Source organism: Paraliobacillus sp. X-1268 (genome assembly GCF_003426095.1).
In the GTDB taxonomy this organism is placed as follows: Bacteria; Bacillota; Bacilli; order Bacillales; family Amphibacillaceae; genus Paraliobacillus_A; species Paraliobacillus_A zengyii.
In genome coordinates this window covers 225,883-239,865 of the sequence record NZ_QJSK01000001.1, presented here as the reverse complement: position 1 = coordinate 239,865, position 13,983 = coordinate 225,883, and the positions used below count along the sequence as shown (strand labels likewise).

The following is a 13,983-nucleotide window of genomic DNA, read 5'->3' as shown; positions in this document are numbered from 1 at the left end:
AATTTATAATGATGGAGGGCTATCTGTCATTGTATTAGCAAGAATTAAATAAATTATTATATTAGCGGGTAAAGGTATAAAGATAAATATCAGTCTTACTGAAAAAGAAGATATACCAAAAAACTCAGCTATACCACCACAAACTCCGTGTAATGACTTATCTGTTGAAGATTTTCTTAATTTATTTTTCAATTTAATCTCTCCTCTAATTTAAAATTGCTTTTTATATCGATTTCACCATATAAAACCATTATCGTTAAGAAAGAGGACTGTTTCATTAGTTGAAAGGCAAATATGATTATTCCATAAACATAGATAAACTAAGCCTATCATAATTTTCCATAATTTAATATTAAATTTCTTTTTTGATGTTTACTGCTTTCTAATATTTGAAACCAAGCAAGGTAATTGTTTGAATGTTTAGCAACACCATTAAATCGTTATATTCCTCCATTTAGCAGTATATGTATTAATGTCAAGCCAATAATCCGTACAACATACATTTTCATTTACAAGAGCCATTTCAAAAAATAAAGCTAGCTATATATTTAATTATCATCTATGATTAATAAAATTATATAACATTTAATGCATGAGAGAATGGGAGAAACGTTAATGGATATTTTTATGTTAGTAAAAGCAATAATACTAGGAATGGTAGAAGGTTTGACGGAGTTCGCTCCAGTTTCCTCAACTGGACATATGATTATTGTTGATGATATGTGGCTACAATCAGAAGTATTTTTAACTAAATATGTAGCAAATACATTTAAAGTTATGATTCAGTTAGGATCAATTTTGGCAGTTGTCATCATTTTTAGGCATCGTTTTATTGAGATGTTAAATTGGAAAACAAACAAAAGTAACAAGGACAAACCTAGGCTAAAACTGTCACAAGTAATAGTTGGTCTTATTCCTGCTGGTGTGCTAGGGCTTTTATTTGAGGATTATATTGATGAATATCTATTCTCAATAAATACAGTTTTAATTGGTTTAGTTGTAGGAGCAGTACTAATGATTATCGCGGATATTATTAGTAAAAGAGCAACATCTCAACAAGTGGAAACGGATGATCAAATTACGTATAGACAAGCACTTATGATTGGATTTATTCAGTGTCTGTCACTTTGGCCAGGTTTTTCAAGATCTGGATCTACGATTTCTGGTGGCGTTATGTTAGGGATGAGCCATCGAGCTGCAGCAGATTTCACATTTATTATGGCTGTTCCTATTATGTTAGGAGCAAGCTTCTTATCGTTACTAAAAAATTTACAATACTTTTCTTTAGAGATTATACCATTTTTTGTTGTCGGTTTTGTCAGCGCGTTTATATTTGCATTCATTTCGATTCAGTTTTTTCTGAAATTAATCAACAAAATTAAACTCGTTCCCTTTGCAATCTATCGGATTTTATTAGTTGCAGTCATATATGTTGTTTATTTTTAATTCATTTGTAGCGCTGCTCATCAAGCATGAGTAGCGCTACTTTTTTAGTTATTACAAACTAAAATGTTCAAGACTCTTATCAACAATATCTTGATTTATTCCAATATATCTAAGTGTGATATCTGGTGAGGAGTGATTAAAAATATCTTGCAATAGCGCCACATTCTTATTAATCGTGTAATGCCAAAAACCAAACGTTTTACGCATACTATGTGTTCCAAAATCCTCAATTCCCACACTACTAGCTGCTTGACTCAACACTTTATATGCTTGCACTCTTTTTAATGGTAAATCTGTTTTCTTAGAAGGAAATAAATAATCTTCATCACTTAAATCAATCGTGTAATCTAAGATGATATTTCTTAATTCTATATTAATCAAAAATCGTTTATTTTTCCTCGTTTTTGTTTCCTTCATAACAATATGTGATTTCCCACGTACATCTTGAACACGCAATGGAAGGAGGTCACTAATTCGTAATCCCGTGTTAAGTCCCATAACGAATAGAAAGTAATTGCGATACGATGTGTTTAATAATGCAGCTTTCATCATGTCAATTTGTTGTTTGTCTCTGATAGGTTGGACAGTTTGCATGCCCTTACTAATTAATGCATGGTAATCAGATTTGACTGACTCGATTCTTCTTGGATCTCTTAGTTTTGTTTTATTCAAATCGTTTATTTTTTTAGTAAGTTCATAGTCACCATATTTTTTTAATAGATAGATATATTCGCCTTCTGTTAAATTGACATATGTTGCATATGCTGTTTTGTCGATAGAAATAACCCCCTAATTAATTCCATGCAGAGAAACGCTCTCAGATGAAATTATCTTATCATTCATGACCAACTGTACGATTAATTGTCTTTAAATGCGATTCTACGTTAAAGGTACAAGTGTTCCTATTTATAAGTAAAATAGTATGAAGTCTGGTTTAAAATATACAATTTACTAATTATGTATGAACGTTAAGATTCAATATGTATTATACCATTATTTGATAAAAAGCGATATGATGAGTTTAACCTTGTTATGACTTGTTTTCATTAATTTTCATAATGAAACATAATACATATTATGTTTCATTGTATAATTTAACAGTGAAAAATAAGTAAAATTATTATTAATCCACTAAAAAAAGGATGTATATGTTAAAGTTTAATAGTATTTCATAATATTACTAAAAAATGGAGGTAGCCTAAATTGTTGATACGAAATATTAAATCTGACGACTCTGAAAAAATAACACCTTTATTACATGATTGGTGGGGAGGAAGGGATATGTCTATCCCAAGATTGTTTTTTAATCATTTTCAAGATACGAGTTTTGTTATCGAAGCTGATCATAAAATAATAGGGTTTCTAATAGGTTTTGAATCACAATCCAAAAGAGGCGAAGCGTACATTCATTTTGTTGGAGTAGAACCTAGTTTTAGAAACAAAAAAATAGCGAACAAACTTTATAATCTATTTATTGAAGAAGTTAAGAAAAATGGCGTCAATAAGCTAACGTGCATTACTTCAATTGTAAATAAAAATTCAATCGCGTTTCATACAAGGATAGGATTTGATATTGTGCCTGGCGACAAAAAGATAGATGGAATAAATGTCCATTCCAATTACGATGGAGTTGGTGTAGATAGAGTATTGTTTGTAAAGCAATTAGTATAGACTTTTAGATTGGACTAAATATAGAAAACCGCTAATATTTTGAATTTAACGTGAATGATCTAATGTATTGACAGAACCTATACGCCTTTGCTATTTTTATCCTAGTAAATAAAAAGCATTGCATTTTAAAATTGATATGCGTAGCAGAAGGTTGGTTTTTATGAAACATGGTATCGTTATAATAGGCTCGCTGATTGTTGCATTTGCTTTTAATTTTTTTCTTGTTCCATACGAAATATTAAGCAGTGGGATAAGTGGTATTGCTATTTTACTTGGATTACTTACCCCGTTTAATATTGGACTTATTAATTTAATCCTTAATCTACCGTTACTTGTTTTAGGTTACAATAAACTTGGAAAAGTCATTATAATTAATACAATTACTTGTGTTGTTTCGTTATCTATTTTCTTATACGTTTTACCAGTTATCCCGGTAGCAGATAATATCTTGCTATCGAGCATATTTGGAGGCGTTATTGGCGGCTTAGGTATTGGTATCATTTTAAAGTATTCTGGTACATCTGGTGGGCTAGATATTATCGCCATCATTATATCAAGAACAAGTAATATAAGTGTAGGTATGTTACTAACAGGAATGAATGGGATCATTGTACTTATTTCAGGCGCTATTTTTGATTGGAATATTGCTTTGTACACTATGTTATCGATATTTATCACTGGAAAAGTAATCGATACCATTCACACGAATCATATCAAATTAACGATGCAAATTGTTACAACTAAAGGTGAGACACTTCGAAAAGATTTGGTTGATTCGATATACCGAGGAATAACAATTATGGACGGCTATGGCGGTTACACACAAGAAAAGAAACAAATTCTAATGATGGTCGTTACACGTTATGAAACGATGCAAATTAAATCAATTGTTCGAAAACATGATTCAAAAGCATTTATTAATATATACGAAACTGTCGAAGTAGATGGGGAATTCGCCAAGAACGAATGATAATGCATTGCACTATAATATAAAATTATAATGCAATGCATTATTTAATTTATCTGAAGAGAAATGGTTTAGGTGCATTGATATTATTTTCTGTAACCCTAGTCGTTTCATTTCCTATTTATAGGGAGTGACAGTCTTTTTCAAAATCATACGGAATGAACTGATGATAATTTTTCGGGAAAATAGCTGCATTTTGATTGTCTCGGTGGGGATTATCAATTAATTCCAAAACATTGTTTTGCGACTCTAAATGTTCCACAATTGTTTTGCCAAGGTATCTTCCAAGAACTAGACCTTGATCATTATCCGATGGAAAATGTACACCTGCATATAATCGACCATGTGCATTATCTTCTGCGATTCTCTTTAATTTCTTTGCTTCCTTAGGAAAGAAATAACTTAATACAACTTCACAGCATCCAGCCAACGTAGCATGACCGGATGGATATGTTGGAAAATTTGGCGTACACAACAATGTTCTTAACGTATAGTCATATTGATTTGGTCTAGCTACATCCCATTTGTACTTTAAATCCCACACTATAATCATTGTATCATTTATTGCACCGTGCACGGAAGCTAGTATTCTTGTGGCATGCAATGGCGAGACGTCATATGCATCAATTAACCTATCAATTACAGGTGTCCATTGTTTAGTAGGGACACCTGTACCATAATAAGTACCTATCTTTTTTTGCTCTGGTGTTAGGTTATGCAATGTTTTTCTAACTACATGTAGTTCTTTATCAAAATCAATTACATTAGGTGAAGTTATTGGGAAATGCAACTTTTTTCCTGCTGGATCTAAAAAATCGTCTTTACTATCGCGTTTTAAAAAAACAAGAGGCCAAGAGCCAGCTAGAGGTGTAGCTGAATAACGAGGAGGATTACTCTCTCCAGCGTAAGGTAATGCTGTCCAACGTAAATAATTTTTATCCAAATTCATTCACCACCACATTTTTAATATATTGTATTTTAAAAATGGTTAAGTGCGTGGACTTTTTATATTTCAAAGGGCTAATTACCAAGTTAATAGCGTAAAATCAATGCTTTTCTCCTTTGTTTCATTAATTTTTATACATAATTCTATTTATTAGAAATTTGTTGTTTAATTGGTTCAAATTCAAATAACTTTCCTTCGTAGATATGCTCTAAACGATCATTTTTACGAAAATCATCTGGTGTCACTAATGCTGCAAGTTTATCCCAGAGTTTAATTCCAGAACGATTAAGCACTTCTGCAACAAATTGGGAACAAAAATAAGAATTACTGAATTCAACAGCTTCGTTAACAGATATCCCCATTACACCAAGAAAATTGTATAGAAATTTATCATTATTCCGAATAAAAACATCTAAAATCCGGTTCATCTTTCTTATTTCTCTATCGGTAACGGCCAGCTTATAAATCACACATGTTGTATCTCTATACCTACTATATGTACCAGTGAAAATATCTTCTTTCACAAAACCACCATTTAATGGGTTTGTCGGTTTTTTTCTTCCAAAGCTATACATTTGTTTTAATTCTGGATCAAACGAAAGGGAAGCATGATTATAAGGTGCTTTCGTATATTTTTTTATTAAGTTAGAAAATAATGTCCCTGTATCGGATAGCATAATATAAACATAACGATCTGAAACCATTTTAATTCCTTCTTTTTAAAAATTATTCTTTATTCCTCAATTATATAGTATTCTAGTTAAATACATACAGTTTTTTTAAACTTAATTCCATTAAGGGTGATAAAATGACAGAGGTATTATGGACTTTATCTATTATTTTCATCAGTTTACTTTCGTCGACTATTATATTATCAATTATTAAAAGGAAGGAAAGGAATAAAGACTTTTCTAGTATTTTTATCCGTGTTAAAACATGGTGGGGGATGTTTGCTGTCTTTTGTGTAGCAACATTATTTGGTCCAGTCGTATCGCTATTTGCAATTATGTTTCTGTGTTTCTTTTCATTAAGAGAGTATTTTTCTATGATAAAAACAAGAAAGTCTGATCGTCGCATATTTCTATGGGCTTATTTAACCATTCCTATTCAATTTTATTGGATATACATTGGTTGGTACGGTATGTTTATTGTCTTTATTCCAGTATACGTCTTTCTGTTCTTACCTTTACCACGTATTATTGGTAAAGGTACATTTGGTTTCTTGCGATCAGTTAGTTTGACACAATGGGGATTAATGCTAATGGTATTTGGTTTGAGTCATTTAGCCTATTTTCAATTCATTACACCAGAATACGGATCAAATTTAGTTTTATTCTTAATTGTATTAACACAATTAAATGATGTTGTTCATTTTCTTATTTCTCTCTATATTGGTCGTAAGAAAATTGTTCCATCAGCTAATCCATACATAACATGGGAAGGATTCATTGGAGCATTACTTATTACGACAAGCATATCTTACTTTCTGTATACATTTCTGACACCTTTTGATTTAACCTTTGGCATACTATCGGGGGTGATTGTGGGGATTGCTGGCTTTGTGGGAAGTCTAACGATTTCTGTTCTTAAAAGAGATTTACTAATAGGAGATAAGGAGAAATTAGAAAAAATAATCTACTTAAATCGCGTTGATAGCTTAGCCTATACATCACCCGTTTTTTTTCATATCATTCGATACTTTTTTGACTTTATGTAAGTAAAAAAAGTCTAAATGATACAAGTTAATTTTAAATATAGAACATGTTTTAAGTAATATAAAATAAAATAGAAATAGAAGGAGGTGAGAAGGCTGATTAATAAAAAAACGTTAATCGTTCTTCTTCTCTTACTATTTATCATTTTTGTTGGTATTCCATTAGGTGTTAGTCTTTATTACGGTAATATACCATTTTATAATAACAATTCTCTAGAATCATATGATGTTTTAGTCTCAAATGACGAAAATATTAATGAAAGTGAATTAACTTTTATTAAAGATAATACATACACATGGGCAGAAATAAAAGATTATGTTATTCGAAATCAAATGACCTTTCCTCGCGTGTTTCGAAATACAGTAATATTGATTTGCGTTGCTATTGTATCAGTTATGCTGGATAGATTTCTTTTTAGACGGTCCTAATGGTACATGTTCTATATTAGAATTGTAGTAGGCGCTATCATTAATTTCATAACAATTAGATAACTTTATATGAACACATAAAGTTTGTTATATAAAGGTTTAGCGTTATTTCTAACTATAAAAATAGCTATAAAAAAAGTAAACAGACTAATTTTTCATTATAAATACCCTTACACATTTCATTCAAATTGCATATAGTATCTTGAAACGTGAAAAGGAGGGAATACAATGTCTGCAGGATATGGATATGGTGGCGGTTTTGCATTAATCGTTGTACTGTTTATTTTGTTAATAATTATTGGTGCTTCTTACGGCGGTTATGGTGTTTAATTAATATTCTCACAAAAAGACTAACTAAGTCTGTTTTCAGACTTAGTTAGTCTTTTTTACATAGAGTGGAAAATGCGAAAATACTTATCTCAAATTCATTATATTATATTGTAAAATGTATAATATCTGTTTGTAGCAACATTGTTATCCTATGCTCATATGAAGCTTCACAATCTTGCACCGTGTTTAGTAATCATAAAAGTTATTGATGATTCGGCGCTTTATGTTCTTCTTGCATAATATTCCAATTGTTATTATACAAATTTATTCCTCCTAAAGGTTTTATTCATTTTCACCATGTGGTATGCGCCTATAGGCATCATTGCACTAGGAATTTAATAAATATTTTAGAAATTTTAATAGGTAGTGCTGATATACGCGTGCAATAGGAAAAATGGAAAAAATTAGTTTACTATTATGTATTCATTATAAACGCCCTTTCACATTTTTATGCTCTTGCATATAGTAACTTGAAAAGTGAAAAGGAGGGATACAATGTCTGCAGGATATGGATATGGTGGCGGTTTTGCATTAATCGTTGTACTGTTTATTTTATTAATAATTATTGGTGCTTCTTACGCTGGCGGTTACGGTTACTAAAAAAACGTTAGAAAAATAATTACTATTAAGTTAGTAACCAAATAATAATTTGTCCTCTGTTCAGGAAAGTTATTATTTGGTGTTTATTATAATTGAATGTTATGTTCGTTTTGAAAAAGGATTGATAAAATTAGTGGTTTTGCCCAGTCCATTTTATTAGAAGTCCATAGGATATAGGGACAATAGGAAATTGATTCTATCACATGATGTGAAAAAGGAGCGTTTATATGCATGGAATGAGAAGAGATGTACCCATGAATCAAGTACCAATGAACCAAGTGCAACCGGATGAACGATTTGGACCGGTTGGAGCTGTTAGTCCTTTAACAACAGGTCTAATAGGAGCTGGTTTAGGTTATTTAGGCGGCGAGTTATTTGATGGACCTGAACCAGGACCTGGGTATGGTGGATATGGACCTGGATACGGCGGATATAACCCTGGATATGGTATAAACAATCCTGGTTATGGTAATAATTATTATGGTCCTGGAGCTGGATATACACCCGGTTATAACCCTGGGTATGGTGGCGGAATTGGCTATGGTTCCCCAGGATACAATCCAGGCTACGGACCATTGAATTATGGGAAACCTGGAAGAAAACCCGGATTTTTTTAATTTTAAAAAGTAAAGCTGATTTCCTCTTGAAAGGGGAAATCAGCTTTTTATTTTAATAAACGAAAAGAATATCCTTTTTCTTTTAATTTTGAAATAATGATCGGCAAAACTTCAACAGTTTGTTGTAATTCATGTAATAGGATGATTGCACCATCTTCTACATAATCAATTACATTCGAAACAATTTGGTTTGGATCACATTTTAATTCCCAATCAATTGAAGCAACTCGCCACATTACTGTTTGTAAACCTAATTCTTCAGCGATACGAATAGTATCCGAGTTAAATTGGCCAAAAGGAGGACGGAAAAAATCTACCTTTTTTCCTGTTATACGTTCTAAATCAGTAGTACTCGTTTTTATTTGTTTATATTGCTGTTCATACGTCAAGTTACATAAATTAGAGTGGTTAATAGTATGCGATCCAATACTATGCCCATCATCAATTACACGTTGCCATGGCCTTTTTGGATATAAAAGTCGAGTTTGCCAAAAAAACATTGCAGGGACTTCTTCTTTTTTTAATATGTCGAGTATTTTTGAAAGCACTCGACTCGGACCATCATCAAATGATAAAACAACTGTTTTATTACTAAGCGTAGATACTTTGGTCATTACTTTTGGATGCTTAGAGTCGTACACGACCCTTGATTGATCAACTATTCATGGGCTTTTTATCAACGGTAATCAAACTCCTTTACTTCGTTAAGGCTAACTTGTTTGTTTCTGAATGATAAGTATGGTAATAAGCTTCTTCATTAAATAATTCAGGAGCATCATCAAACACTATTTTTCCATCCTTTAATGCAATGATACGCGTTGCATATTGTCTAGCTAAATCAACATCATGTACATTAATAATAGTGAGTAATCCTAAGCGTTCATGCATTTCTTGCATCAGATTAAATATATGGCTAGATGTACCAGGATCAAGGCTTGAAACAGGTTCGTCCCCAAGAAAGATAGCTGGTTCTTGTAATAAAGCACGTGCAATACCTACACGTTGTTTTTGACCACCACTTAACTGTTCAATGCGGCGATGAGTTTGATCCGCAAGCCCGACGTCAGCAATTATTTTTTTTGCCCGATTTACTTCTTCGGTTGTAAACCACCCAATTAAATTCTTAAAGGTAGAACGATAACCAAATAAACCAGTTAAAACATTCTGAATAACAGAGAGGCGGGGAACCAAATTAAAATGTTGAAAAATCATTCCCATTTCTCTGCGAACCGTTCTTAATTGTTCTTCATTCAATTTTGAAATTTGTTGATTATTCCAGTGTACTTCACCAGTTGTGGGTTTTTGTAAACCATTGATACAACGAATAAATGTTGATTTCCCAGAACCACTTTGGCCCAAGATACATACGAAATCACCTTTTTCAAAAGATAAATTAATATCCGATATAGCATCTTCTTTTCCACCAGAATATCGAACAGAAAGATTTTTTAACTCTAACAATTTAATCGTGCTCCTTTGTACGTATGCTTTAGGCTAAAGAAGTTATACATTAAATGACTTTATTTCTTACATAGCTACCAAATAAGTCTACGATAACCACTATAACCATGATAATTAGTACATCGAGTGAGACTGCAGAATATTGGAACGTTTTAAAGTCATTAAATAGTCTTTGTCCAATACCGCCTCCACCAATAAAACCCAAGATAAGCGAAGTACGGATCGCAACTTCAAAGCGATAAAAATAATGTGATAATAGATTTGGCCAAATTTGTGGCATGGTACTAAAAATGTAGGCAAACCCTTTTTTAGCACCAACAGCCTTTATTGCTTCTTGTGGTCCAGGATCTGACGATTCAATGAGTTCTGAGATCAATTTACCTAATACACCGACATTATGAAACATGATTGCCATAACAGCAGGGAAGGGGCCTAGGCCTAGCGCAGTTAATAATATTAACCCAAAAACAATTTCTGGTATTGAACGAATAAAACTAAGTGCAAATCTTGAAAAGTGATAGAGAGACTTAGATGGTGACGTATTCGATGCAGCAAAGAAACTTATAGGCAATGCAATTAAAAGACCGAGAAAACTACCTAGAAAAGCCATTGCTAAAGTTTCCATACTATCCTGTAACATAAGCGGTAGCTTAGAAAAATCCATCGGGAACCACTGCGACAAGAAATCAATCATATTTCGGAAGTCTCTAAATTTTGTTAAATCAAACTCAGTTAACCTCATGCTAATGTATAGGAACACGATTAACAGGATCACTGTATAGATGTTTTTTTTCTTGAACCACACGTTAATCAACTCTATTCTTCAATAATACCTTGCTTAATTGCTGCTTGTTTTATACTTTCATAATCTTCATCGGTAGCTTCTGTAAATCCACTAGCACCAAAAGCGTTTAAAATATCTTCATCTTCAATAGCAAAGAAGGCTTCTTGTAAAGTTTCAATGGTTTCTTGATCTGTATTTTCATGAACAGCCCATGGATATTGGAACAATTCTTCTGATTCCCAAATTATTTTTATTTGTTCCTCATCAATTTTTCCAGCTTCAACAAGTTGATTATAAATTGCACTATCTATTGCTCCAGCATCCACTTGTTGGTTTTGAACAGATAGAGCTGTTGCATCATGTGAACCTGTATAACGAACGGAATTAAACGCATGATCATCCTCAGACATATAAGCTCCACGATCTTGTAATTCAATACTAGGTATTAAAGAACCAGAAGTGGAGTTAGGATCTCCAAATGCAAAATCAACTTCGGCAGAATCCTCTAGCAGTTCATCAAGTGAATCCCATTTATTATCGGTATGCGTAATGATATATGAATGATAAAATGGCTCGCCATCAATTAACTGCGTGATAATAGCTTGGGCTCCACTTTTTGCATTAGCAACAACGTAGGTCAATGGGCCGAAATATGCCATATCAATTTTGTCATAATTCATTGCTTCAACTACACCGTTATAATCAGGGTAAACTTCAACTTCAACATCTATTTCTAATGCATCTGTCAATGTATCTTGTAACTTAGTCATTGCCGTATCCATTTCACCTTCTGTTTGTGCTGGAATGACACCAATTGTGAAAGTATCTTGCTCATCTAAATTTTGACTTTCTTCATTTTCTTCTCCACATGCAGCAAGTAAAAGAATAAGTAAAAAAATGCTTAACGTTAGTAAGACTCTCTTCATTTAAATACACCTCTAATTTATATTTTTTAATTCAGCTACCATCAGACGTAATCCTCGTTCTAAAGAATAAGAACTTTCCCAATTTAACTTCTCACGTGCCAACTCATTTGATAAAAAACTGTGTGAAATATCTCCAATACGAGAAGGGAGGTAGGTTGCTTTTTGGTTTTTCTCTAATATTATGTTCAACTTGTCCACTAATTCATTAAGGGTTGTTGGATTATTCGTACTAATATTTACGGTTTGTCTATCACCTTGCGTAATTGCAGCAACATTAGCACGTGCAACATCTTTTACAAAGATAAAATCTCGAGACTGTTCACCATCACCAAAAATAGTAGGGGAGTTGTCCGATGTTAATTTGTCTATAAATCTTGAAATAACATTTCCATCTTCTATTCTTAAGGAACCAGGACCATAAACATTTGCATACCTTAAGATCGTATAATTTAATCCATGTAGTGCTGCAAATGTTTCAATATACGATTCAGCAGTAAGTTTCGATACACCATAGAATGAATTAGGACTCTTGGGGTGATTTTCATCAATTGCCAAGTATGTAGGTTCTCCATAAATAGCTGCTGATGATGCATAAATTATCTTCTTTACTTGCTGTTTTTTACAGTTTTCTAAAATATTTAATGTTCCCAAGATATTGGTAGAAGCGTCTAACATCGGATCTTTCACAGATTTAGATACATCAACCTGTGCAGCAAGATGAATAACAATATCAGGTTTTTCTTGCTCAAATATAGCTGTAACATCTTTCGTAATATCTGCACAGTAGTAGTGCACTTGATTATCTAAATCAGTCTGATCAAACGGTTCTAGATCAATAACTGATACGTGGTAATCTCCTTGTAAAAGTTCATTAATAACATGTCTGCCAATAAAACCGGCACCGCCTGTAACCAAAATTCTCATTTGGATAATCCTTTCATATAAAGAAGGACTCAACAGAAGTAGAGTCCTTCTTTCATTTCAATTTAGTAAGTGAGATTAATATTTTAAATAACCGTTATTTTACCAGGTTTCTCACTTGTTACTTCACCAATTATTGCTGAAAACACATTATTATCTTTTAGTTTTTGTTGTAATAAGTCTGCTTCAGATTCCGGAATTGAAATCAATAATCCACCTGATGTAACAGCATCACAAAGGATATATTGATCAACTTTACTAATATGGTCTCCGTATTCAATGCAATCAGAAAGCCATTTATGGTTCTTCTTCGTACCACCAGGAATAATATCTTGTTCAGCTAGTTCACGCGTTTTGGATATAACGGGGACATCTTTATGGTTTACCGTAATTCCAACATTACTACCTTCAGCAATTTCACGTGTATGACCAAGTAGGCCAAAACCAGTTACATCGGTACATGCGTTAATAGTATAGCCGTCCATTGCTTCAGAAGCGTATTTGTTTAATGTCGCCATTACATCCATGACTTCTTCAATTGTGTCATCATCTAACAAACCATTTTTAAGCGCAGTTGTTAAAATACCAACTCCTATTGGTTTTGTTAAAATAATACGATCACCAGGTTGGGCACCAACGTTAGCGCGTATATGATCAGGGTGAACGGTACCTGTTACAGATAAACCAAATTTAGGCTCATCATCATCAATAGAATGTCCACCAACTAATACTGCACCAGATTCAACTACCTTATCAGAAGCACCAGCTAATATATCTGCTAAAATGCTTTTATCTAATGTATTTATTGGAAAACCAACAATGTTCATGACTGTCAACGGTTTACCACCCATAGCATACACATCACTTAGAGCATTTGCTGCACCAATTTGTCCAAACATATAAGCATCATCGACAATTGGAGTAAAGAAATCTAATGTTTGTACAAGCGCAGTATCATCATTTATCTTATAAACACCAGCATCATCAGATGTATCTAATCCAACGAGTAAATTGGGATCAACTGCAGTTTTTGGTAAGTGTCGCAGAACCTGCGACAGGTCTTCAGGACCAATTTTGCATCCTCAGCCACCTTTTGTAGATAAAGATGTTAATTTAATAATCTCTTCTTTCTTTGACATGGTATCACTCCTTTAAACAAATAATCTCTGTT

Annotated in this window: 18 protein-coding genes and 1 pseudogene; 8 read left to right on the top strand and 11 right to left on the bottom strand. The window is 32.7% G+C overall.

The features are described from left to right. Positions 1–3 precede the first annotated feature (3 nt). Positions 4–192, bottom strand: a complete 189-nt coding sequence (locus tag D2K62_RS01310; RefSeq protein ID WP_117160773.1) for a PspC domain-containing protein — start codon at positions 190–192, stop codon at positions 4–6. Between the two features lie 106 nt (positions 193–298). Beyond that, a pseudogene (locus D2K62_RS19010) lies at positions 299–440 on the bottom strand (IS1595 family transposase); the annotation flags it as partial. 175 nt (positions 441–615) lie between these two features. Between D2K62_RS19010 and D2K62_RS01305 the strand changes: the two are divergent. Beyond that, positions 616–1,446, top strand: coding sequence for an undecaprenyl-diphosphate phosphatase (locus D2K62_RS01305; protein WP_117160772.1), 831 nt, complete (start codon positions 616–618; stop codon positions 1,444–1,446). Between the two features lie 51 nt (positions 1,447–1,497). Here the strand turns inward: D2K62_RS01305 and D2K62_RS01300 are convergent, their stop codons facing one another. After that, the gene (locus D2K62_RS01300) at positions 1,498–2,040 is read right to left on the bottom strand and encodes a site-specific integrase (RefSeq protein WP_112182714.1); all 543 of its coding nucleotides are present in this window, start codon (positions 2,038–2,040) and stop codon (positions 1,498–1,500) included. A 609-nt stretch (positions 2,041–2,649) separates the two neighbouring features. On the opposite strand from D2K62_RS01300, the gene D2K62_RS01295 reads away from it, so the two are divergent. Next, positions 2,650–3,117, top strand: a complete 468-nt coding sequence (locus D2K62_RS01295) for a GNAT family N-acetyltransferase (RefSeq protein ID WP_117148784.1) — start codon at positions 2,650–2,652, stop codon at positions 3,115–3,117. A 160-nt stretch (positions 3,118–3,277) separates the two neighbouring features. Continuing rightward, positions 3,278–4,087, top strand: coding sequence for a YitT family protein (locus D2K62_RS01290; RefSeq protein ID WP_117148785.1), 810 nt, complete (start codon positions 3,278–3,280; stop codon positions 4,085–4,087). A 118-nt stretch (positions 4,088–4,205) separates the two neighbouring features. Here the strand turns inward: D2K62_RS01290 and D2K62_RS01285 are convergent, their stop codons facing one another. Further along, positions 4,206–5,027 carry a vanadium-dependent haloperoxidase gene (locus tag D2K62_RS01285; protein WP_117148786.1) on the bottom strand — a complete coding sequence of 274 codons (822 nt, stop codon included), beginning with the start codon at positions 5,025–5,027 and terminating at the stop codon, positions 4,206–4,208. Between the two features lie 146 nt (positions 5,028–5,173). Beyond that, complete coding sequence (locus D2K62_RS01280; protein ID WP_112181072.1) at positions 5,174–5,734, bottom strand: hypothetical protein; 561 nt, start codon at positions 5,732–5,734, stop codon at positions 5,174–5,176. Between the two features lie 104 nt (positions 5,735–5,838). On the opposite strand from D2K62_RS01280, the gene D2K62_RS01275 reads away from it, so the two are divergent. From D2K62_RS01275 to D2K62_RS01255, 5 genes are all read left to right on the top strand, one after another. Further along, positions 5,839–6,747 (top strand): phosphatidate cytidylyltransferase, encoded by a 909-nt coding sequence (locus tag D2K62_RS01275; protein WP_112181073.1) that lies wholly within the window; start codon positions 5,839–5,841, stop codon positions 6,745–6,747. An 84-nt stretch (positions 6,748–6,831) separates the two neighbouring features. Continuing rightward, positions 6,832–7,173 (top strand): hypothetical protein, encoded by a 342-nt coding sequence (locus tag D2K62_RS01270; RefSeq protein WP_117148787.1) that lies wholly within the window; start codon positions 6,832–6,834, stop codon positions 7,171–7,173. 228 nt (positions 7,174–7,401) lie between these two features. Further along, on the top strand, positions 7,402–7,503 hold the full coding sequence (locus D2K62_RS01265) for a YjcZ family sporulation protein (RefSeq protein ID WP_112181075.1): 102 nt from the start codon (positions 7,402–7,404) through the stop codon (positions 7,501–7,503). Positions 7,504–7,998: 495 nt separating this feature from the next. Further along, positions 7,999–8,103, top strand: coding sequence for a YjcZ family sporulation protein (locus D2K62_RS01260; protein ID WP_112181076.1), 105 nt, complete (start codon positions 7,999–8,001; stop codon positions 8,101–8,103). 227 nt (positions 8,104–8,330) lie between these two features. Further along, complete coding sequence (locus tag D2K62_RS01255; RefSeq protein WP_198663120.1) at positions 8,331–8,720, top strand: hypothetical protein; 390 nt, start codon at positions 8,331–8,333, stop codon at positions 8,718–8,720. Between the two features lie 47 nt (positions 8,721–8,767). Here the strand turns inward: D2K62_RS01255 and D2K62_RS01250 are convergent, their stop codons facing one another. From D2K62_RS01250 to selD, 6 genes are all read right to left on the bottom strand, one after another. Then, on the bottom strand, positions 8,768–9,334 hold the full coding sequence (locus tag D2K62_RS01250; RefSeq protein WP_112181077.1) for a polysaccharide deacetylase family protein: 567 nt from the start codon (positions 9,332–9,334) through the stop codon (positions 8,768–8,770). Positions 9,335–9,416: 82 nt separating this feature from the next. Beyond that, on the bottom strand, positions 9,417–10,181 hold the full coding sequence (gene phnC / locus D2K62_RS01245; RefSeq protein ID WP_112181078.1) for a phosphonate ABC transporter ATP-binding protein: 765 nt from the start codon (positions 10,179–10,181) through the stop codon (positions 9,417–9,419). Positions 10,182–10,230: 49 nt separating this feature from the next. Further along, positions 10,231–10,986 (bottom strand): phosphonate ABC transporter, permease protein PhnE, encoded by a 756-nt coding sequence (gene phnE / locus D2K62_RS01240; RefSeq protein ID WP_112181079.1) that lies wholly within the window; start codon positions 10,984–10,986, stop codon positions 10,231–10,233. An 11-nt stretch (positions 10,987–10,997) separates the two neighbouring features. Further along, positions 10,998–11,891, bottom strand: a complete 894-nt coding sequence (gene phnD, locus D2K62_RS01235) for a phosphate/phosphite/phosphonate ABC transporter substrate-binding protein (protein WP_112181080.1) — start codon at positions 11,889–11,891, stop codon at positions 10,998–11,000. Between the two features lie 12 nt (positions 11,892–11,903). Then, complete coding sequence (locus D2K62_RS01230) at positions 11,904–12,815, bottom strand: NAD-dependent epimerase/dehydratase family protein (protein WP_112182716.1); 912 nt, start codon at positions 12,813–12,815, stop codon at positions 11,904–11,906. An 83-nt stretch (positions 12,816–12,898) separates the two neighbouring features. Then, entirely contained in the window at positions 12,899–13,951 is a 1,053-nt protein-coding gene (gene selD / locus D2K62_RS01225; RefSeq protein WP_198663111.1) for a selenide, water dikinase SelD, read from the bottom strand. Between the last annotated feature and the right edge of the window lie 32 nt (positions 13,952–13,983).

What these genes read in the sequence shown, in the direction of transcription:
- D2K62_RS01250 (WP_112181077.1), bottom strand. Translation starts at nt 9,334, where the DNA reads ATGACCAAAGTATCTACGCTTAGTAATAAAACAGTTGTTTTATCATTT.
- D2K62_RS01275 (WP_112181073.1), top strand. Translation starts at nt 5,839, where the DNA reads ATGACAGAGGTATTATGGACTTTATCTATTATTTTCATCAGTTTACTT.
- D2K62_RS01290 (WP_117148785.1), top strand. Translation starts at nt 3,278, where the DNA reads ATGAAACATGGTATCGTTATAATAGGCTCGCTGATTGTTGCATTTGCT.
- D2K62_RS01265 (WP_112181075.1), top strand. Translation starts at nt 7,402, where the DNA reads ATGTCTGCAGGATATGGATATGGTGGCGGTTTTGCATTAATCGTTGTA.
- D2K62_RS01230 (WP_112182716.1), bottom strand. Translation starts at nt 12,815, where the DNA reads ATGAGAATTTTGGTTACAGGCGGTGCCGGTTTTATTGGCAGACATGTT.
- D2K62_RS01300 (WP_112182714.1), bottom strand. Translation starts at nt 2,040, where the DNA reads ATGCAAACTGTCCAACCTATCAGAGACAAACAACAAATTGACATGATG.
- D2K62_RS01305 (WP_117160772.1), top strand. Translation starts at nt 616, where the DNA reads ATGGATATTTTTATGTTAGTAAAAGCAATAATACTAGGAATGGTAGAA.
- D2K62_RS01260 (WP_112181076.1), top strand. Translation starts at nt 7,999, where the DNA reads ATGTCTGCAGGATATGGATATGGTGGCGGTTTTGCATTAATCGTTGTA.
- D2K62_RS01280 (WP_112181072.1), bottom strand. Translation starts at nt 5,734, where the DNA reads ATGGTTTCAGATCGTTATGTTTATATTATGCTATCCGATACAGGGACA.
- D2K62_RS01255 (WP_198663120.1), top strand. Translation starts at nt 8,331, where the DNA reads ATGCATGGAATGAGAAGAGATGTACCCATGAATCAAGTACCAATGAAC.
- phnD (WP_112181080.1), bottom strand. Translation starts at nt 11,891, where the DNA reads ATGAAGAGAGTCTTACTAACGTTAAGCATTTTTTTACTTATTCTTTTA.